The 19328-nt window shown below is 42.1% G+C and carries 20 protein-coding genes and 4 tRNA genes; 21 read left to right on the top strand and 3 right to left on the bottom strand.

Going from position 1 to position 19328, the window contains the following annotated elements; translation table 11 throughout:
• Positions 1–11 precede the first annotated feature (11 nt).
• The 14 genes from ABJ384_RS08910 to ABJ384_RS08845 all read left to right on the top strand — a co-directional run bounded on the left by ABJ384_RS08910 (position 12) and on the right by ABJ384_RS08845 (position 13203).
• Positions 12–587 (top strand): nitroreductase, encoded by a 576-nt coding sequence (locus ABJ384_RS08910; RefSeq protein ID WP_180041780.1) that lies wholly within the window; start codon positions 12–14, stop codon positions 585–587.
• A 33-nt stretch (positions 588–620) separates the two neighbouring features.
• Complete coding sequence (locus ABJ384_RS08905) at positions 621–1694, top strand: NAD(P)H-dependent glycerol-3-phosphate dehydrogenase (RefSeq protein WP_349926851.1); 1074 nt, start codon at positions 621–623, stop codon at positions 1692–1694.
• A gap of 71 nt (positions 1695–1765) precedes the next feature.
• Positions 1766–2221: a phosphoglycerate mutase family protein gene (locus ABJ384_RS08900; RefSeq protein ID WP_180174447.1), complete on the top strand. Its 456-nt coding sequence runs from the start codon at positions 1766–1768 to the stop codon at positions 2219–2221.
• 30 nt (positions 2222–2251) lie between these two features.
• Entirely contained in the window at positions 2252–3391 is a 1140-nt protein-coding gene (gene gspL, locus ABJ384_RS08895; RefSeq protein ID WP_349926849.1) for a type II secretion system protein GspL, read from the top strand.
• Positions 3391–3870 carry a type II secretion system protein GspM gene (gspM, locus tag ABJ384_RS08890; protein ID WP_349926848.1) on the top strand — a complete coding sequence of 160 codons (480 nt, stop codon included), beginning with the start codon at positions 3391–3393 and terminating at the stop codon, positions 3868–3870. The genes gspL and gspM overlap by 1 nt, the downstream gene beginning before the upstream one ends.
• Before the next feature lie 90 nt (positions 3871–3960).
• Positions 3961–4971, top strand: coding sequence for a quinone-dependent dihydroorotate dehydrogenase (locus ABJ384_RS08885; RefSeq protein WP_349926845.1), 1011 nt, complete (start codon positions 3961–3963; stop codon positions 4969–4971).
• Positions 4968–5552, top strand: a complete 585-nt coding sequence (locus ABJ384_RS08880) for a CvpA family protein (protein WP_349926844.1) — start codon at positions 4968–4970, stop codon at positions 5550–5552. The genes ABJ384_RS08885 and ABJ384_RS08880 overlap by 4 nt, the downstream gene beginning before the upstream one ends.
• Before the next feature lie 24 nt (positions 5553–5576).
• On the top strand, positions 5577–7115 hold the full coding sequence (gene purF / locus ABJ384_RS08875; RefSeq protein WP_349926842.1) for an amidophosphoribosyltransferase: 1539 nt from the start codon (positions 5577–5579) through the stop codon (positions 7113–7115).
• A 90-nt stretch (positions 7116–7205) separates the two neighbouring features.
• The gene (locus ABJ384_RS08870; protein WP_349926840.1) at positions 7206–9095 is read left to right on the top strand and encodes a M48 family metalloprotease; all 1890 of its coding nucleotides are present in this window, start codon (positions 7206–7208) and stop codon (positions 9093–9095) included.
• Positions 9096–9192: 97 nt separating this feature from the next.
• Positions 9193–9858, top strand: coding sequence for a hypothetical protein (locus ABJ384_RS08865; protein ID WP_349926838.1), 666 nt, complete (start codon positions 9193–9195; stop codon positions 9856–9858).
• Positions 9855–10823 carry a D-glycerate dehydrogenase gene (locus tag ABJ384_RS08860; RefSeq protein WP_349926836.1) on the top strand — a complete coding sequence of 323 codons (969 nt, stop codon included), beginning with the start codon at positions 9855–9857 and terminating at the stop codon, positions 10821–10823. Before ABJ384_RS08865 ends, ABJ384_RS08860 begins: the two co-directional genes overlap by 4 nt.
• Positions 10824–10908: 85 nt before the next feature.
• The gene (locus ABJ384_RS08855) at positions 10909–12348 is read left to right on the top strand and encodes a M48 family metalloprotease (protein ID WP_349926834.1); all 1440 of its coding nucleotides are present in this window, start codon (positions 10909–10911) and stop codon (positions 12346–12348) included.
• A gap of 46 nt (positions 12349–12394) precedes the next feature.
• Positions 12395–12763 carry a GFA family protein gene (locus ABJ384_RS08850; RefSeq protein ID WP_349926833.1) on the top strand — a complete coding sequence of 123 codons (369 nt, stop codon included), beginning with the start codon at positions 12395–12397 and terminating at the stop codon, positions 12761–12763.
• Between the two features lie 77 nt (positions 12764–12840).
• A complete protein-coding gene (locus ABJ384_RS08845; protein WP_349926831.1) occupies positions 12841–13203 on the top strand; it encodes a hypothetical protein in 363 nt (120 codons plus the stop codon).
• Between the two features lie 90 nt (positions 13204–13293).
• On the opposite strand, the gene ABJ384_RS08840 is transcribed toward ABJ384_RS08845, so the two are convergent.
• The gene (locus ABJ384_RS08840; RefSeq protein ID WP_349926829.1) at positions 13294–13740 is read right to left on the bottom strand and encodes a GatB/YqeY domain-containing protein; all 447 of its coding nucleotides are present in this window, start codon (positions 13738–13740) and stop codon (positions 13294–13296) included.
• A gap of 34 nt (positions 13741–13774) precedes the next feature.
• Entirely contained in the window at positions 13775–13990 is a 216-nt protein-coding gene (rpsU, locus tag ABJ384_RS08835) for a 30S ribosomal protein S21 (protein ID WP_001136722.1), read from the bottom strand.
• A gap of 145 nt (positions 13991–14135) precedes the next feature.
• Between rpsU and tsaD the strand changes: the two genes are divergently transcribed.
• A complete protein-coding gene (tsaD, locus tag ABJ384_RS08830; protein WP_349926827.1) occupies positions 14136–15152 on the top strand; it encodes a tRNA (adenosine(37)-N6)-threonylcarbamoyltransferase complex transferase subunit TsaD in 1017 nt (338 codons plus the stop codon).
• Positions 15153–15245: 93 nt separating this feature from the next.
• Here tsaD and ABJ384_RS08825 read toward each other — a convergent pair whose 3' ends face one another.
• Positions 15246–16118 (bottom strand): ATP-binding protein, encoded by an 873-nt coding sequence (locus ABJ384_RS08825; protein ID WP_166166599.1) that lies wholly within the window; start codon positions 16116–16118, stop codon positions 15246–15248.
• Positions 16119–16306: 188 nt separating this feature from the next.
• Between ABJ384_RS08825 and ABJ384_RS08820 the strand changes: the two genes are divergently transcribed.
• From ABJ384_RS08820 to ABJ384_RS08795, 6 genes are all read left to right on the top strand, one after another.
• Complete coding sequence (locus tag ABJ384_RS08820) at positions 16307–17818, top strand: DUF3336 domain-containing protein (protein WP_180041759.1); 1512 nt, start codon at positions 16307–16309, stop codon at positions 17816–17818.
• Positions 17778–18635, top strand: coding sequence for a protein kinase (locus tag ABJ384_RS08815; RefSeq protein WP_349926824.1), 858 nt, complete (start codon positions 17778–17780; stop codon positions 18633–18635). Before ABJ384_RS08820 ends, ABJ384_RS08815 begins: the two co-directional genes overlap by 41 nt.
• Before the next feature lie 107 nt (positions 18636–18742).
• A tRNA-Leu gene (locus ABJ384_RS08810) sits at positions 18743–18827 on the top strand.
• A 34-nt stretch (positions 18828–18861) separates the two neighbouring features.
• A tRNA-Trp gene (locus ABJ384_RS08805) sits at positions 18862–18935 on the top strand.
• A gap of 37 nt (positions 18936–18972) precedes the next feature.
• Positions 18973–19057: transfer RNA gene (locus ABJ384_RS08800), tRNA-Leu, on the top strand.
• Positions 19058–19128: 71 nt separating this feature from the next.
• A tRNA-Leu gene (locus ABJ384_RS08795) sits at positions 19129–19214 on the top strand.
• Positions 19215–19328 lie beyond the last annotated feature (114 nt).

Raw genomic sequence — 19328 nt, 5'->3', positions numbered from 1 at the left:
TATCAAAGTCAATGACGGATTCAGCGGTAGATACGGTTCATCAAAATATTCATCAACGTCAGTCGATTGGGCATTTGGTTGAGCCTGCGCCGAATGCAGAGCAATTGGAGAAAGCCTTTCAGGCGGCTTTGACTGCACCAGATCATCATCGTTTAAAGCCTACCCGTTTTGTGGTGATTCCGAGTGATCAGCGTGAAGCTTTTGGTGAGTTGCTCTCCAGAGCTTTGGCGGATTTGGGTGAAACTGATTCTGTTCAATTGGATCGGGTAAAAAACCATCCATTTCGTGCGCCGCTGCTGGTTTTGGCATTAACCCAATTTCAGCCCCATCCTAAAGTGCCTAATTTTGAACAAACCTTAAGTTCAGGTGCGGCAATAGAAAACTTCTTGTTGTCTTTACAGGTACAAGGCTTTTCAACCATGTGGCGTAGCGGAGCGGTAGTTGAGTCGCCGTTGTTTAAGCGAAGCCTGGGACTATCAGAAGATGATTTAATTTCTGGAATTATTTATATTGGAACCGCAGCGAAAGCGATTCCAGCGCGTACAGTAGTGGATATACAAAACTATATCAGTTACTGGAATAAGTAACTGTATTGAATCATGAGTTGAGATATAAAAATAATGTCAGAGTTGAAATTTTCAGATCTTGTTGAACCGGTTGTGGTTGATCAAAAAACGGCCTTGCATGTGACCGTGTTGGGAGGTGGCAGTTTTGGTACTGCAATGGCAAATACTGCTGTACGCAATGGTTGTGATACCATGATCTGGATTCGTGATGAGGCGGCGGCAGCAGAAATTAATCAGACCCATATCAATAAACGCTATTTACCTGATTTTGTTTTGGAGCCGGGTTTAAAAGCGGTGTCGGATTTAGAAACAGCTGTCTGTAATCGTGACATTATTTTGGTGGCTATTCCTAGCCATTCTTTTCGCGATGTACTGAAACAAATTAAGCCTTTTATTAGCTCGCAGGCTGTCATTTCCTTAACCAAAGGCATTGAGGCAAAAACTTTTCATTTCATGAGCGATATTATTCGTGAAGAATTGCCTCAGGTTCCGTATGGTGTTCTTTCAGGACCGAATCTGGCCAAGGAAATTATGGCCGGGCAACCTGCAGGAACGGTGATTGCCAGCCAATCGGAACTGGTGCGTTATGCCGTACAGCAAGCGTTGCATAGCGCATTGTTCCGTGTTTTTGGTAGCGATGATGTGCATGGTGTGGAGCTGGGTGGGGCATTAAAAAATATCTATGCTGTTGCCATGGGTATGGCTGCGGCTTATAAGGTGGGTGAAAATACCAAGAGTATGATTTTAACCCGTGCACTGGCAGAAATGAGCCGTTTTGCGGTGAAACTGGGTGCAAACCCGCTGACTTTCCTGGGATTGTCTGGCGTGGGTGACTTGTTTGCAACCTGTAATAGTCCGCTCAGCCGTAACTATCAGGTGGGTTTTGCCCTAGGTTCGGGTAAGACTCTGGAACAGGCCACCCAAGAATTGGGCCAAACTGCGGAAGGGATCAATACCATTGTGCAAGTGCGTAGCCGTTCGGAAGAATTAGGTGTCTATATGCCCATTACCAGTGCATTATATGATGTGATTTTTGAGGGTGCACCGCCTTTAAGTATTGCACTTTCACTTATGAAAAATGGTCACCGTAGTGATGTGGAATTTGTTTTACCTCACAATGAAGTGTAATTTTAAGTCATATTATTGCGTTCATAAAGCTTGGTTCTAATTGCTGCATATTTGAAAATAAGGAATTTTTTATGCAACTTACCTTAGTCCGTCATGGTGAAGCCGCTCCAGCGGTGCATGGCAATGATGATAAGCGTCCTTTGACCGAGCGTGGACATGCGCAGGCCCAACTCACTGCAGAATATTTAAAGGATATCATTCGTCCTGATGCTTTTGTGGTGAGTCCTTTATTGCGTGCGCAGGAAACCCTGGCACATTTGCAACATTATTTTCGTGATGTACCGGTACTGGTGTGCAATAAGATTAAGCCGGATGATGATGCAAAATTGGCAGTAGACTGGCTGTCTCAGCTTCCTTATGAGTCTATTGTGGTGGTGTGTCATATGAATGTAGTGGCGCATATGGCATCATTGTTGACCGCAGAACCTTTTCATCCGTATGCTCTGGCTGAAGCGCGGATATATGAACAAGCAGTGATTGCAACAGGATTATCGACACAGTTAAAAAGTTTTATTCCAAATGTATAAAATATTAATTAAAACGGCAGAAAAATATTAATGTTGTATTTATGGATGCCTGAAGCCAATGGGGTTTGGCACTGGTCAACTGGAGAGAGTTGGTCTCAGTCCTTTAGTCTTGAACAATTGATTCAAGATATTCAAGGCTATCATGGACAAGAAGCGGTGGTATTTTTTCCCAGTCGCGATGTACAAATGTTGCAACAGAGTCTGTCCAGGCCCCAGTACAAGAAATTGGGTACGGATGGGGTTAAATATTTATTAGAAGAATTTGTGCTTTTGCCCATCGATTCCATGAAAATATTGCATCATTTTCAAAATCCCGATCAGTTAATCATTTTGGGTGTGGCAAATAGTACGGTTGAAACCTTGCAACATGCTTTGAACTTAATCCCGGTTAAAGTTGCTTCCTTATTGCCTGATTTTCTCATTTTACCCGTTCCAGAAGTGGGGCAGATCATCATTGCGAACCTGTCCGGGCGCTTGCTGGTCCGTGAAAGTGAATTTATGGGCAATTCGGTGGATGATCTGGCACTGTTTTTAGATTATCAGCCTTCGGGGCAATCTTATAAAATCAGTAATTTTACCGCTGAACAAATGCAAAGCCTTGAAGCCATGGTGACGCAGGAACAGATTGAATCTTTCCATTATGAAATACCGGTATTAAAAAAAGCGCGACTTCATCCTTTTAATATTCTGCCTAAAGCTAAAAACAGTCAGGCTATGTCCGGTTATTGGAAAGCCTGTGCTGCTGTCTTGGTTGCTGCTATTGTTGTCCAGTTTGGCTATGATGCAACACGCTGGTATAAATATAAAAAGGTGGCAGACCAGACTGCGTTGCAAGCGATTGATCAGTATAAGTACTGGTTTGGACAGAGCAGCCGTGTGACCGAGCAGAATTTAAAAAGCCAGTTTGAAAGTCATGTACGCTTAAATAAAAGTGCCAATACTCAAGCTTTACAGCTGCTAAGCCGGATTGGTCCAGTGCTGATGCAAAATCAGATTGTAGCCAATCGTATCAATTATGAAGCTTCAATTTTAAATATGGAATTGAAAGCCAATTCTGCGGCTGCTTTGCAAAACTTAACCCAGCAGCTCAATCAGCAAGGCTTTAAGGCAGAATTAGGCACTGTTCAGCCCAATGGTGCAGGGGCAATTGGATTGGTGAAAATACAATAATGAATACATCAGAAAAACTGCAAAACTCGATTGATCAATTCATTGAAAGAGTCACGGATTATCTGGATCAGTTATCGCAACGTGAACGTTATATGGTGATCTTTACCACTATTTTTGTTGTGATTGCGGCTATTGGTTCGGCACTCTGGTATATGCATGCCGCTGCGAATAAACAGCAGAATCGGGTCAATGATCTTAAGGATATGATTGTATGGATGCAAAGTAATGCAGTCACAATGAAACCTGCAGATGATCTGCAGTTAACTGCTGCAGAAAAGGTTCAGCGTGTTGCCCAGCAGCAGGGATTATCGGTGGCTTCCCAGCAAACGGGTGAGCAAATCCAGATTGTTGCGGCACATGAAAATTATGCTATCTTGGCAAATTTTTTAACCCAATTAGTACAAATGGGTCTAAGCCTTGAGAAAATAGAACTAATTTCTGATGCTGGTCAGATTAAATTAACAGCGACAGTGCAATAAAGGGTAAAAATAAAGATCTGTGAAGCATGGTGTTTTCTGCGGACTATGCCTATAATATGCCGACTTAAAAAGCAGTAGACTTTTATAGATATGTTGTATTCTCTTGCCCGCCCTTTGTTGTTTTCTTTAGCACCAGAGCGTGCACATGAGCTCACACTATCGCTATTGAAATCAGCTCATCGCATGGGCATGATGCGTCAAAACGTAGCGTCCAAACCTGTGACCTGTATGGGAATTGAATTTCCCAATCCGGTAGGTTTGGCAGCTGGTCTGGACAAAAATGGCGCTTATATTGATGCTCTGGCTGGGCTGGGCTTTGGTTTTATTGAAATTGGAACCATTACACCACGTCCCCAATCGGGCAATCCACATCCCCGTTTATTCCGTTTGCCTGAAGCCAAGGCCATTATTAACCGTATGGGATTTAATAATGACGGTGTAGACAAGCTGATTGAAAATGTCAAGGCAGCAAAATTCAAAGGTATTTTGGGTATTAATATTGGTAAAAATGCCGATACCCCCGTTGAAAATGCTGTGGATGATTATCTGATCTGTCTGGAAAAAGTCTATAACTACGCTTCCTATATCACGGTCAATATTTCATCGCCGAATACTAAAAATTTGCGCAGTCTGCAAAGCGGTGATGCATTGACAGAATTGCTGCAAACCTTGAAAAAGCGTCAGCTTGAACTGGCGGAAGAGTATCAGCATTATGTACCTTTGGTGCTTAAAGTTGCTCCTGATCTGACCGACGAAGATATCCAGTTCATTGCGAAACAGTTAATCCAGTTTAAAATTGATGGTTTGATTGTGACCAATACTACTTTATCTCGTGAAGGGGTGGAAAACCTGAAATATGGCAATGAAGCGGGTGGTTTGTCCGGTGCTCCTGTATTTGAAAAAAGTACCGCTTGTCTTGCTGCTTTTGCTAAAGTATTAAAAGGTCAGATTCCATTGATCGGGGTAGGCGGGATTTTGTCGGGCGAACAGGCCGTTGCGAAACAACAGGCAGGTGCCAGCCTTGTACAAATTTATAGTGGCCTCATATATACAGGTCCAGCCCTGATTAAAGATTGTATTGATGCTTTAAACACACCATGAATACACTGGATATCTTTATACTGATTATCTTGCTCATTGGAGGGCTCAACGGTTTGCGACAAGGATTGGTTTCAGCCTTTGCGAACTTGGTAGGATGGGTTCTTGCGCTGGTCATCGGTGCAAAATACGCAGCCATCCTGGCACCTTCGATGGTCTCGCTCAGTGGAGATCCAGTTGTACAAAAAATAGCAGCTTTTGCATTTATTGTATTGGTCATGGTGGTGTTAACCTGGATTGTCACCGCATTTCTGAACAAAGTATTAAAGAGCCTGAAACTCGGCCCCCTCAACAGATTGGCAGGTGGTGCTTTTGGCTCTTTAAAAGGTTTATTGATTGTACTCATCACCATGCAGGGCCTGGGTCCCTGGGTGGAAAGTTCTCCTCACTGGAAACAGTCTAAATTTGTACAACTTCTTATTCCGTATGCGCCCTGGGCGACCGAACTTTCTAAAGAAGCGGCGCAAGGGGCACTTGCTCATATCAAGTCTGAAGACGCAGCGTCATCTTCCGACTCATCGTCTGAAAAAACGCAGAAGCATACAGCGCGTACAGGCGAATCAACAAATAATCCTTTTTATTAATCCTAGCTTGTTTGCGAGGTTGCTATGTGTGGAGTAGTTGGTATAGCTGGTAAGTCACCCGTTAACCAAATGTTGTTTGATGCATTAACGATGTTACAGCATCGTGGTCAGGATGCAGCCGGAATAGTAACCTGTCATAAAGGGCGGCTATTCCTGCGTAAAGACAACGGTATGGTGCGAGATGTCTTCCATACGCGTCACATGCGTGCACTGCTAGGGAATTACGGTATTGGTCATGTGCGTTATCCGACAGCGGGTTCTTCGAGCAGTGCAGAAGCACAGCCATTTTACGTGAACTCGCCTTACGGAATTACCCTGGCGCATAACGGTAACTTGACTAATGCTGAAGAAATTCATGAAGATTTGTTTAAAACAGATCTTCGTCACATGAATACCGATTCGGATTCTGAAGTACTATTAAACGTTTTTGCTCATGAAATGCAGAAAAGTGGCGAGTTGAATCCGTCGCCGGAAGATATCTTCAATGCGGTGACACGTGTACATGAGCGCTGTAAAGGTGCCTATGGTGTAGTTGCCATGATTACCGGACATGGTCTGGTGGGTTTCCGCGACCCAAATGGTATTCGTCCATTGATTTATGGTTCTCGTGAAACGGAAAAAGGCATTGAATATATCATTGCTTCCGAGTCTGTAGCGATTACCGCTTTAGGCTTTAAAGTTGAACGTGATATTGAACCAGGCGAAGCCATTTTGATTACTTCAAAGGGTGAGCTGTTTAGTAAGCAATGTGCTGAAAATCCTGAATATCGTCCTTGTATCTTTGAATATGTGTATTTCGCACGTCCAGATGCCATCATTGACGGCATTTCAGTGTATAAAGCACGTTTAAAAATGGGCGAAAAGCTTGCCAGCAAAATTATCCGTGAATGGGGTGATGAGCACGACATCGACGTGGTGATTCCAATTCCGGATACTTCTCGTACTTCCGCTTTGGAACTGGCAAATAGTTTGGGTGTTAAATTCCGTGAAGGTTTTGTGAAAAACCGTTATATCGGACGTACCTTTATTATGCCGGGTCAGCAGCAACGCGAGAAATCGGTACGTCAAAAGCTAAACCCGGTTGAGCTGGAGTTTAGAGGCAAAAACGTTTTACTGGTGGATGACTCGATTGTACGTGGTACCACCTGTAACGAAATTATTCAAATGGCACGTGATTCCGGGGCGAAAAAAGTATTCTTTGCTTCGGCTGCACCGATGGTAAAATATCCAAACGTGTACGGTATTGATATGCCAGCAAAAGCGGAACTGATTGCCTCAAACCGCAGTGTTGAAGAAATCCGTGAAATTATTGGTGCAGACCGTTTGATTTTCCAGGACCTGGAAGATCTAAAAGGTGCAGTTCGTACCAACAAGGTACCAGCATTACAGGAATTTGACTGTTCGGTGTTTGATGGTGTGTATGTAGCGGGCGGTATCGATGAAGCTTATCTGGAGGAACTGGAAAGCAAGCGTAATGACTCTGCTAAAAAAGCTCAAGACGGTTATATTGATGTCAATATTGATGCGGCGTCAGTGGACTTGACTGGCGTGAAAGAAGAATAAATTCTTCTTGCATGCGATGAAAAGCGGGAAATTCCCGCTTTTTTAATTTATGATGAGTAGATAAATGCAATGTAATAAAGGAACTTTACATTGAAGAGTGCGGGTTATTCTTTTATTCAAAACAAAAATATGATTTGGTCTGCAAGTATCTGTGTACTCGCGGTGTTGCTTACATTATTTATTTTAAATACCATTTTGGGGTTGAATGTTTTTTATTTTGATCAAACTCAATCCATCTTCTGGCATGTGTTAAGTCCCTATTTGATTGCTTTATTACTGAGTGTGATGGCTGTTTCTATAGGGTATGAGTTCTATGTTTTTCGTTCTGGTGGACATTCACTGGCGAAACAGATGGGGGCTCGTCGTTTAAATTTAATCGAAAGTATTCCTGAAGAAAGCATAGCCCTAAAAATTACCGAACAGCTGGCTGAAACCTTTTTAATTGATACACCTACGGTATATGTGTTGCCTGATGAAGTTGGGGTAAATGCACTGACAGCCGGATTTTATCCACGTGATATTGTGATCATTTTAACCTGGGGTGCTTTGCAGAATCTGGATGAACTGGAACTTTATGGTCTGTTAAGTCATGAGTTCAATAAAATTTTATCGGGTGAAACTGCGGAAAATACGCGTCTAAAAATTCTTTACAGCAGCCTGACGACTTTGAGCCAGTGGGGCAGTAAAATTGCCAAATTGGGCTTTACCAAGCATGGTCGGGCATATAGACATAAACTTGCGACTTTCTTTGTGGCTATGGGTGGGCTGATCTGGTTGGTTGGAAGTTTAGGGGTTTTGATTACCCGTTTTATTAAATATATTTCACTCGGCAGCCGCACTTTTAAGAATGATCAAAAAACCAGGCGTCTGATTCAAAATGATGCCAATGTGCAAACCTTATTGAGAATTCATGTACATCATTCAGGATCACAAATTCATAGTGAATATGCAGAATCCATTTCGCATATGTGTTTTGCCAACTCTTTAGGTCCACAGAACTGGATGAATATTCATCCACGTATTGATCAACGTATTTATGAGTTGAACCCTGGTCTGGTGCAGGATTTACAGCTTGAAAATTTGAAGAAATTACGCAATCAGCCCTTATTTAGCCTGTTCCGTTCGCTTGAGGAGTTGAACAGTGAAGTTTATATACCCTGGAGCTCCCCGCAACCCTTGCCATTGCTGCGCCTATCACCAATCAGTTTTGCCCTGAAGGATGCCATTAAACCCTTAAATCCAGAAATTCGAAACAATATGCAGCGTCCTGAATTAATCCAGCGTGCATTACAGACTGCTACGGGTTCGCGAGAAGTGATGGTGGCCATTTTAATGATTCGGCAGTACCGTGAATTTATTCCGGCTGAAGCCGAAGTCAGCCGTGCCATCGTGGATTCATTACTGCATTTAGATGGACGGGTTCATATCTCGATCTTTCGCGAGGCATGTAAAAATATTGGCTCTATGCCAGCGACCATTGCACGTCAGTTTTTGATGAAACTGGCGCGAATTATTCAGGAAGATGGTGAAATTGGTTTATTGGATGCTTTATTGCTTGAATATGTGAAACATGAATTGAATCTTTTACCGATTCATACTCCAACGTCTTTGGATGAGGTGAAACCGCATATTGTACGTTTGATTGATGCCTTATTGCATGTGCAGCAAATTAATAGCCACAATCAGCTTGATGTGCGTGAAAAAATCCTGAAACGGGTATTAACTGTAAAAGAACTGGAAATTTATGCTGAAATTTCGGATGAGCCGATTGATTTAGCCGAAATTCTTAATGATATTGGGGGTTTACTACTGCGTGACCGTCTGAGTATTTTAGGCATTGCAGAATTATGTTTGTGGAATGATCGTATTATTACCCAAGATGAACTGGATGTTCTGGAGCTGTTGTATTGGCGTTTTGGTTTTGAAACCGATGAAATTGTCGAGTTGATGCAGAAGAAAAACAGTTTGATGATCGTCTAATCTCCATACGATAAAATGCCGGATGATTCAATAAAAGCCCAGCAAAAAATCGCTAATCTCGTTAGAATATCCACTATTCAATTGGTGATGAAAAAAGATGATAGGGCATCAGCGTGACATATTGGCAACTTTAGGAATCGATATCTGGGTTCTTCGGGATGTTGTATGTCAAAAAATGCCATCTTCATCGCTGTGGCGAGATCAGGCAGCAGCTGAATATCAGACTGAAATTGTGCTGGCAAAAGCACCAGCCGTACTACCACTAGCCCTTAAAGCAGACCAAAGGCAAGAGCCTGAACGCACCGAGTCTTTAATCTCTCCAATTGCAGCAGTAGAAGAAAAAATTGACATTGTCGCCGAGGAGATAGCAACACGTCCGGCACAGCAAATTTCCCCTTTTCAACTGCAAGCATTGGCTTTGTCACACTGTGTAATTGTAGTGGACACAACAGAAATCACCGCTGAGCAGCAGCAACTTTGGCATAATATTCAACATGCCGTATCGGGTGAATATAATGAATTGCAGTGGCCATTTCCTTTAATGAGTTTTCAGGATGGTCACGGTGCGGAAAGTTATGTACAAGGCTTTTTAGATGCAATCAGTGAAGATAAAAATATTATTTTTCTGGGGCAGAGTGCTTATTTAAAACATTCAAAAAGCATCAATCTGGCGGGTTTGCAGGAAATGCTGACTCAGCCCCTGTTAAAACAACGCTTGTGGCAGTTTGTGCAAAAATCGCCTCAAAACACGGATGGAACATGAACAAGAAAGTCGTGGTTTTTAGCCAGTTAGATCAGGATATCCTTCAGCGTTTGCAACAGCAATATCAGGTGGTCATCATTAACCCGAAACAGGGTGATGTCAACCAACAGATTCTTGAGCAAGTTAAAGATGCCGATGCAATGATTGGTGCAGGGCGATTACTAAATGAAAATAATCTGGCAACGGCACAGCAGCTTAAAATTATTTCCAGTGTCAGTGTGGGTTATGACAATTACGATCTGTCCTACTTAAACCAGCAAAAAATCTGGTTATCCAATACCCCGCATGTATTAACCGAAAGCACTGCCGATTTGGCATTTAGTCTGCTGATGAGCGCAGCACGTAAAGTTCCGGCTCTGGATCAATGGACCAAGCAGGGCAACTGGCAACGTACCGTGGGGACAGCGCAATTCGGGCAGGATGTTTTTGGTAAAACTTTGGGGATCATTGGTTTGGGCAATATCGGCGCTGCGATTGCACGCCGTGGCTTTTATGGTTTTAACATGAACATTCTTTACCATAACCGCCGTGAAAAACTGGAACTGGCGCAGCCTTTAAATGCCCGTTATTGTGCTTTGGATGAATTGTTGCAGCAGTCTGATTTTGTAGTAGTGGCTGTCGATCTCAATGCGGAATCTCAGGCCTTGATTGGGCAGCACGAGTTCGATCAAATGCAGTCACATGCAGTTTTTGTCAATATTGCCCGTGGTTCTGTAGTGGATGAGCAGGCACTCATTAATACACTTAAAGCCGGCAAAATTTTCGCGGCTGGACTGGATGTCTACGTGAAAGAGCCTTTGCAGGAATCAGAACTTTTTGCTCTGGAAAATGTGGTAACTATGCCGCATGTCGGTTCTGCGACTGCGGAAACGCGTAAAAAAATGGCTGAGTTGGCCTATCGTAACCTGGTGGATGTGCTGGAAGGCCGTACACCGCCTTATCTGGTGAATCCTGCCTTTACTTAAACTTTGATAACACTTCATTGCAAATTGCTCCAATTTTCAATGTTATAGTCAGGTGAATTGAAAAAAGCAGTTTGAGAACATCACATTGAAACGGTTTTTATGGGCGTGTAACCTGACTTTGATTTCAGCAATCACATTAACGCACAGTGCAAATCTCAATTTAAGCTCACAATTTAATGTTCCTGAAATTGGTAGCGGTGTTGGTCTGATTGACCAGCAAAAAGAAAAAATGATTGGTGAAAAGGTCTTTCGTGAAGTCCAGCACCAAATGCCTGTCTTGCAAAATCCGTGGCTGGAAGATCAGTTGGGGAGTGTATTCTCACATATTTTAAGCCAGACCCAGCTGGGTCAGCCCATAGGGCTGGTGATTATCGATGATCCTCAAATCAATGCTTTTGCCGTTCCGGGTGGATTATTTGCCATCAATACGGGCTTAATCACTTCTGCCCGAAATATGGATGAAGTGGCTGGGGTGATGGCGCATGAAGTGGCCCATGTGTCACAGCGTCATTACAGTCGCTCACAAGAGGCGTTTAAGGGGCAGGGCCTGTTAACTGTGGCAGGATTACTGGTTGGCGCGCTAATTGCTTCTCAAGCTGATGGGGATGCTGGAACTGCAGTCATGCTGGGTTCTCAGGCGGCATTGATGGATAAACAGCTGAACTATAGCCGTAACCAGGAACGTGAAGCAGACCGGATTGGCATGCAGTATATGTATAGCGCAGGCTATAACCCGCAAAGTATGGCGGACTTTTTTGAAGTCATGGACAGGGCAACCAGCAAGGTCAGTTTCTTGCCTGATTTCTGGCTCACCCATCCACTCAGTACAGAACGGATGAGTGAAGCTCGTTTAAGAGCCAATCAATTCCCTCTGGTAAAATCAAATTTACATGATGAAGATTTTGAAATGCTGAAGTGGTACAGCAAGGTCATTTCTAACCAGACCACAGAGCAACAACTTCAGGTTTTGGCGAATCGCAATAATTTTTCCGGCCAGCTGGCATTGGCTGCTTTTTATCTAAAACAAGGCGATTATGTTTTAGCTCAGCAAGTTTTAGATCAGGCAAAGGCACAGCAACGCTTAAATAATTTGTTGGTTTTGATTCAAACCGATATTTATTTGGGACAAAATAAAACCGAGCAAGCTTATCAGGCCATTCAATCAGTAGCACGGATTATGCCGGAAAACAGGGCTTTGGCTTTTAAACTGGCGGAAGTCTATATCCGTCAAAAAGAGCCTGCACAAGCTTTCAGTCTGATCCAACGCTTTATCAATAAAAATCCGCGTGATATTCAGGCTTGGCGCCTGATGCAGCAAGCGGCCAATATAGACCGGTTGTCACCGTTTAGAACGGTGAATGTGCTGCGTTATCGGGCAGAAGTAGAATACTGGTCGGGTTCGGAAGAAAATGCAATTAAGTCTTTATTACATGCACAGCGCTTGGCTAAAGATAATGCTGTGTTAGCTGCAAAATTAAAAGTACGGATTCAGGAAATGCAAAAAGAGCGACAGCTCAGAATTTAGTTGCATATGATTATGTTGCCGTGATAATAAAAACAAGGAGTAACACATGCTAGAAGGTCAATGCTTATGTGGAAGGGTGAAATATCGTTATGATGGTGAAATTGAAAAAACCATCATCTGTTACTGTAAGGATTGTCAAATGGCGCAAGGCTCAATCTTTGCCTGGAACAGTCCGTTACAGCAATCAAAATTTGAAATTACCACTGGACTTAAATTTTTAAAAGAATATTTCCATAGCCCGAATAAAGCACGAGTTTTTTGTCAGGAATGTGGTAGTCCAATTTATTCTTATCGGGTCGATTTACCTGACATTATTCGTTTACGTTTGGGAACGGTCACTCAAGGTTATTTACCTGCGCCTTCCGAGCAAGCCTATGCACAATATAAGCCTGATTTTCTGTATATGGATGAATAAAATCTGCAGCTGAATTTGCTCACTTTGTGATAATCTGCGGGTGAATTTATGGTTTTAATGATTAAATGTATTAATTTATGAAAAAAATATTATTTTCCTTAATATTGTTGGGGTGTGCAGGATCAAATGTAGCGGTTGCGAGTGTTGAGCAATATATCGCAGCAGTGGATCAAATTTCAGAGCAGTATAAGCAGGATAGCAGAAACTTTTTCAGCAGTTTAAATGCGCAACAGACTAGCTTTACGCCCCAGCAGCAAACACAGTACTGTGCAATTGTGGGTCATTACATAGATCGGTTATATCAAGCGGCAGATCAGAACAGGGAGTCTTTGGATCGTCAATTTAGACACATGACCAGGCAAGACGTCATTAATAAAGTGATGTCATCAAAAGAAATGCTGATTTTGAAAAAATATAATATTCAGTGTGATTTGAAATAATCGGGAATGTTTATAAGAGATTAGATGAAACATTTGAACTGTCTTTGCTTAAAGGCAGTTCAACGATAAAGAACGATTTTAGAAGTGGGGTTAGCTAAGTTTAGCTTTAATTTTAGCTGAAACTTGTGCAGGATCGGCGCGCCCGGCTATGAGCGGACGCAGAGAATTCATCACCTTACCCATATCTTTCATGCTAGTAGCTTCTTGTGCAGTAATCGTCTGCGCAATGATAGAATCAAGCTCTTCCTCAGTCATAGCTTCTGGTAGAAATTGAGATAACACTTCAACTTCGGCTTGTTCCTTACTAGCTAAATCATCTCGACCAGCACCTTCAAAGGCTTTGATCGATTCTTTACGTTGTTTAATTTGCTTTTCAATGACCGCAAGAACTTGAGCGTCGTCAAGTTCTTTGCGCTCATCGACTTCGATTTGCTTAATTGCTGCCTGTAGACCACGAATCACCGTTAACTTGGACATTTCTTTAGCACGCATAGTTGCTTTCAAAACATCGGTTATTTGGTTTTTTAAAGTAGTCATTTATTTAGTCCAGGCAGTCAATCACAAATTAATCTTAGTAAAGGCGAGTAGTACGTACTGATTCACGCGCCAATTTCTTTTGGTAGCGTTTAACAGCAGCAGCTTTTTTACGTTTACGTTCTTGAGTTGGTTTTTCGTAGAATTCACGTTTACGAACGTCAGCTAAAACACCTGCTTTTTCGCATGAACGTTTGAAACGACGGATAGCTACGTCTACTGGTTCGCCTTCTTTCAATTTAACTTGTGGCATGAAGAATCCTCATTAAGTTATGGATAAGATCTAGGCTGAATTGCCTTCGATCACAAGTGAAGTGCAGTATTTTACTCATTTACATCTCATATCACAAGTCTATAATAGCTTTAGCAATATTTAGATACGGGTAAAAGGCAGTTTAATGATCGTTCTGGGCTTGGAAACTTCTTGTGATGAAACTGGGTTAGCACTCTATGACAGTGAAGTCGGCTTAATAGGACAGGTGTTATATAGTCAGATTAAACTGCATGCCGAATATGGTGGAGTGGTCCCGGAACTGGCTTCACGCGATCATGTGCGTAAGTTAATTCCTTTAATGAATCAGTTGCTTGAACAAAGCAATATTAAAAAATCAGATATTGATGCAGTCGCCTATACACGTGGTCCCGGCTTGATGGGAGCGCTTATGACCGGTGCACTGTTTGGTCGTACCTTGGCGTTCGCGTTAAATAAACCAGCGATTGGTGTGCATCATATGGAAGGTCATATGTTGGCGCCTTTGTTGTCTAAAACTCCGCCAGAATTTCCGTTTGTCGCTTTATTGGTCTCTGGCGGGCATACTCAGCTCATGGCAGCTCATGGCATTGGTCAATATGAATTGCTGGGTGAATCAATTGATGATGCTGCTGGTGAAGCTTTTGATAAAGTGGCAAAGATGATGGGCTTGCCTTATCCAGGTGGTCCGAACATTTCAAAACTGGCTGAGCAAGGGAATCCAGAAGCCTTTGCTTTCCCGCGTCCAATGCTGCATCAAGGTCTGGATTTTTCATTTAGTGGTTTAAAGACGGCTGTTTCCATTCAATTGAAAAAAGTGGAAGGTCAAGGTCGTGAAGCCGATATCGCAGCAAGCTTCCAGGAAGCGCTGGTAGATACATTGGTAAAAAAATCGGTAAAAACACTGAAACAGACCTGTTTAAAACGTTTGGTGATTGCAGGTGGTGTAAGTGCCAATAAGCGCTTACGTGAACGTTTGGAAGCGGATTTGGCTAAAATTAAAGCCCAAGTCTATTATGCAGAACCCGCGTTATGTACTGATAATGGTGCCATGATTGCCTTTGCCGGTTATCAGCGTTTAAAAGCAGGGCAGCATGATGGTCTGTCTGTGACAACTACGCCACGCTGGCCAATGACAGAGTTGACCAATCCAAGCGAAGCTTAAATATAAAGAATTAAAAAAGAGGCGAGAGCCTCTTTTTTAATTTTGGAAAAGAATATGAGAGATTCTTTTTCAGTGTTCACAAATTTAAGCTAATTATTGAGACTGAAGTAGTTGTGATCCAATCCAATGCTTAGAGAATTGATACGCTGCACGCCCTGAACGCTGTCCACGTGCCTGACACCATCTTAAGGCTTCGGCGCGTACTTCATCTGTCATGGACATACCAGCTTTTGCTAAATAGTGCTGCACGATTTCCAGGTACAAGTTCTGATCCATCGGATAGAACGACAGCCACATACCGAAACGGTCAGACAGTGAAATTTTTTCTTCAATGGCTTCTTGTGGGTGTAGCTCGGTGTATTGAGGAACATCCATACGCGTTATCGGGGTGTTTTCATGCATAAATTCCGGCAATAAATGACGGCGGTTGCTGGTGGCATAAATAATAAAATTGCTTGAACCGGATTGTAATGAACCATCCAATACACTTTTTAAACTGCGATAGTTTTCATCTTCTGCGTTAAAAGCCAGGTCATCACAATAGACAATAAATTTTTCAGGACGATTTTCAATCAATTTCTGAATCATCGGCAAATCGGCCAAATCATCACGTTCAATTTCAATTAAACGCAAGCCTTCAGATTCATACTCGGTTAATAATGCACGTACAATTGAGGATTTCCCTGTGCCGCGTGAGCCAGTCAGTAGTACATCGTTGGCAGGCAAGCCTTTTAAAAATTGCCGGGTATTTTGAATCACTTTTTCTTTTTGTTTTTCTATACCTTTTAAATCGTCCAAATAGATTTTTTTAGGCTGCTGAATGGCGTTTAATTGTTTATTTTGCCACTTATAAGCCGAAGCTTCAAAGTTGGTTTCTTGTTTCAGTTCAGGTAGGTTTTGCTGTAGCTGTTGGAGTACAGTCGAAAGAACTTGTAATATATTGTCAGGTAAATCAATTGTTGCCATGATGGTTCAGCTTATACGGATAAAGTGAAAAAGGTCATTTTACATGGAAACTGTATGTCAAATAGCCATAGTTTGCCAATTGAATAGGCGGTATGATGATGGATTAATCACTTGTTGATTGTACAAAGATGATGTTCGATACCCGATCAGGGACAGGGAATAACAATGAAAGTGTTTGAGGGATAGATATGTTATTTAATGATTTCACGACAAATATTAATCCACATCAAGCATACCGTATAAAAAAATTAAAAAGTCAGCTCGCTGCGGCTGAAACATATGAAGAATGGAAAAGCATTGCCCTAAAAATAGATGAAGAATCCGGTGCTCAAGAATGGAAATTGGATAACTGTTCACCTTATTTTGATGCCGAAATTATTTCTGGGCGATTAAGCAGGTTAAAACGCTACCGTTTTCAAAAACGTACCCAAGATCTCATGTATATATTGCGTGAAGGTTTAAGCTACGATATCGCAAATATTGCACATCCCATGCTTTTTAATGCTACCTATGTGGGCACTAAAAAAATTATTGAAGATTATGTGGAAGAAGTCAGTGAAAGCCTGGCTTACATTGCTTCGAGCAACTGTACTTGCTTGCCTATGGAAAAAAAAATAGAGTTCTTTCAGCAGTGTAAAAAAGCTTATGGCCAGCCTGCGATCATGTTTTCAGGTGGAGCAACTTTAGGACTGTTTCATACCGGCGTATGTAAAGCACTGCTTGAACAGGATTTAATGCCTAAAGTATTATCCGGTTCGAGTGCCGGGGCAATCATGACCACCATGCTCGGTACTTCAAAACCTTCAGATATTACCGGTCTTTTAAATGGTGAAAACTTTTTTACCGAAGCTTTTCACTTTCGTAAATTTGGTGACCTTTTAAAGGGAAACGGTGGTTTTGCCGATGTAAAATACCTGAAAAAATTCCTGATTGAAAACTTGGGTGATGTGACATTTGAAGAAGCCTTTAAAACTTCCGGTTTACATATTAATGTCGCTGTAGCACCTTATGACACCTCACAACAAGCCCGCATCATGAATACTTATACTTCGCCAGATTTACTGGTTTGGAGTGCGGTGTTGGCATCCTGTGCTGTGCCCATCCTGTTTCCACCAGTTAAGCTCACCAGTAAGCGTTACGATGGCAAATTGACCCCTTATATGTCCAATACCCGTTGGGTAGACGGCAGTGTAAGAAGTGATTTCCCGCAAGAAAAAATGGCGCGACTGTATAACTTAAATTACACCATTGCCAGTCAGGTGAATCCACATATTGTGCCATTCATGCAAAGTGATGCGGAACGCTACCGTCGAGATGTGATGAGCTGGCCAGAGCGCATTGTACGTCGTCAGGGCAAAGTTATTACCAAGGGAATTATGGATTTTGCGCGTGGCCGAGTCGGAATGCTTCCTCCTGTACGCCGTTTGCTCGATCATGGATATGGGGTGATTGATCAAGGTTATTATGGGGATGTGAATATTGTAGGTGATTATAGTCTGCGCCATTATAGTTACATGTTCCAGAATCCACGCCCATATTTGTTCAAGTTATTGCAAAGAGAAGGGGAGCGGGCAACCTGGCCGAAAATATCTTCTATCGAAACCCATGCCCGTGTAGGTAAAACCATTCAGCACTGTTTAGAGCTTTTAAGTTATCAGCATGATCCAGAGAAAAAAACCGCAGAATTTATTGCAGTTTAAAGATGTGGATTTTTCTAATATCCATTTAATGTTAAAGACCAAGCCCAAAAGTTTAACTTTTGGGCGTTGTTTATATACCTTTGAATATCAGCAACAACGTTATTGGTTAAAAACCCAAAGCTTAAATAGCCACCCCAGTATTGAAGACGGGTTTCGAAATGAACTGCTTTTTTATCAGCAATTTTTAGCTCAAGCTAATTCTGCCAGCAGCCAGCCTGATTTTTTATTGCCTTTTCAAATGATTTCTAATTTTAAAAGCCTGGCTGAATCACACATGTCGGGCAGTGCAGCATTGATTCTAAGCGATGCAGACTTATTGCTTGGTAATTGTACCGAGATGTCACTACAACAGATCAAACAGACATTCTTGAAGCTTTTAGATGCCGTGGATCAGTTGCATCAGTTGGGTTGGATTCATGGTGATTTAAAACATGAGCACCTGGTTAAATATCAAAACCGCGCATGTTTAATCGATTTTGAGCAGGTACAAAAAATCAATGCAATCCACAATCCGAAAAATCTAACGGCAACACCACGCTATATGGCACCTGAACTTTTTCAGGGTTCTGAAAAAACCGTGCAAACGGATATTTATGCGTTGGGTATTATTCTGTATGAATGGTTGAACAATCAGCGCCTGAGTGCAAAAAATTATCACGATTGGGCCTATTTGCATTGCCAGCAGCTAAATATTGAACTGCCACAACCTTATTTAGCATTTAAACAGCTTTTATGTGGTATGTTGGCGAAGCAAAAACAGCAGAGATTTACCGACATTGCTACAATAAAACGCTGCTTAGTCACTGAAAATGCTTAAGAAAAATACAGAAAAACGGTTTTTGTTTTTTATTTAAACAAACAAGTGGATTTTTCATAAAAAGGTCTTGTCATCAGGAATCGATCTCTATAATATACACAGCCATTGGGGACGTGGCGAAATTGGTAGACGCACTGGATTTAGGTTCCAGCGCCGCAAGGTGTGAGAGTTCGAGTCTCTCCGTCCCCACCACTTAACTATCAGCATAGTTTGATAATTAGGTTATAGAGGATTGGTGTAATGGTAGCATGACGGTCTCCAAAACCGTTCGTCAAGGTTCGAATCCTTGATCCTCTGCCAAGCTTTAAAAAATCCAACATCAAGTTGGTACCCTGATGGGGACGTGGCGAAATTGGTAGACGCACTGGATTTAGGTTCCAGCGCCGCAAGGTGTGAGAGTTCGAGTCTCTCCGTCCCCACCATCATATTAAGGCAAGGTAAGCTACCTTGCTTTTTTGTTGTAAGAAAAATCCAGCACTAAGCTGGTCCTGATGGGGATATGGCGGAATTGGTAGACGCACTGTGTTCAGGTCGCAGCGCCCTCTGGGCGTGAGAGTTCGAGTCTCTCTATCCCCACCATATTAAAGCAAGGTAAATAGACCTTGCTTTTTTATTGCCTGTAAAAAGTGAACATAAATAAAAAGCCCAAAAAATGGGCTTTTAAAAATAGATTTAAAATTATTATTGTTTTGT

The sequence above is a fragment of the Acinetobacter sp. A1-4-2 genome (assembly GCF_040233925.1).
Lineage (GTDB): Bacteria > Pseudomonadota > Gammaproteobacteria > Pseudomonadales > Moraxellaceae > Acinetobacter.
The sequence above is the reverse complement of the archived record's forward strand: the minus strand, read 5'-3'. Positions and strand labels throughout refer to the sequence as shown.

Bases quoted from the DNA above. Each gene is read 5' to 3' on its own strand.
- gspL (WP_349926849.1), top strand. From the start codon at position 2,252: ATGTTGTATTTATGGATGCCTGAAGCCAATGGGGTTTGGCACTGGTCA.
- ABJ384_RS08865 (WP_349926838.1), top strand. From the start codon at position 9,193: ATGATAGGGCATCAGCGTGACATATTGGCAACTTTAGGAATCGATATC.
- purF (WP_349926842.1), top strand. From the start codon at position 5,577: ATGTGTGGAGTAGTTGGTATAGCTGGTAAGTCACCCGTTAACCAAATG.
- ABJ384_RS08900 (WP_180174447.1), top strand. From the start codon at position 1,766: ATGCAACTTACCTTAGTCCGTCATGGTGAAGCCGCTCCAGCGGTGCAT.
- ABJ384_RS08845 (WP_349926831.1), top strand. From the start codon at position 12,841: ATGAAAAAAATATTATTTTCCTTAATATTGTTGGGGTGTGCAGGATCA.
- ABJ384_RS08815 (WP_349926824.1), top strand. From the start codon at position 17,778: ATGATCCAGAGAAAAAAACCGCAGAATTTATTGCAGTTTAAAGATGTG.
- ABJ384_RS08820 (WP_180041759.1), top strand. From the start codon at position 16,307: ATGTTATTTAATGATTTCACGACAAATATTAATCCACATCAAGCATAC.
- gspM (WP_349926848.1), top strand. From the start codon at position 3,391: ATGAATACATCAGAAAAACTGCAAAACTCGATTGATCAATTCATTGAA.
- rpsU (WP_001136722.1), bottom strand. From the start codon at position 13,990: ATGCCACAAGTTAAATTGAAAGAAGGCGAACCAGTAGACGTAGCTATC.
- tsaD (WP_349926827.1), top strand. From the start codon at position 14,136: ATGATCGTTCTGGGCTTGGAAACTTCTTGTGATGAAACTGGGTTAGCA.
- ABJ384_RS08880 (WP_349926844.1), top strand. From the start codon at position 4,968: ATGAATACACTGGATATCTTTATACTGATTATCTTGCTCATTGGAGGG.
- ABJ384_RS08840 (WP_349926829.1), bottom strand. From the start codon at position 13,740: ATGACTACTTTAAAAAACCAAATAACCGATGTTTTGAAAGCAACTATG.
- ABJ384_RS08860 (WP_349926836.1), top strand. From the start codon at position 9,855: ATGAACAAGAAAGTCGTGGTTTTTAGCCAGTTAGATCAGGATATCCTT.
- ABJ384_RS08905 (WP_349926851.1), top strand. From the start codon at position 621: ATGTCAGAGTTGAAATTTTCAGATCTTGTTGAACCGGTTGTGGTTGAT.
- ABJ384_RS08885 (WP_349926845.1), top strand. From the start codon at position 3,961: ATGTTGTATTCTCTTGCCCGCCCTTTGTTGTTTTCTTTAGCACCAGAG.
- ABJ384_RS08850 (WP_349926833.1), top strand. From the start codon at position 12,395: ATGCTAGAAGGTCAATGCTTATGTGGAAGGGTGAAATATCGTTATGAT.
- ABJ384_RS08910 (WP_180041780.1), top strand. From the start codon at position 12: ATGACGGATTCAGCGGTAGATACGGTTCATCAAAATATTCATCAACGT.
- ABJ384_RS08825 (WP_166166599.1), bottom strand. From the start codon at position 16,118: ATGGCAACAATTGATTTACCTGACAATATATTACAAGTTCTTTCGACT.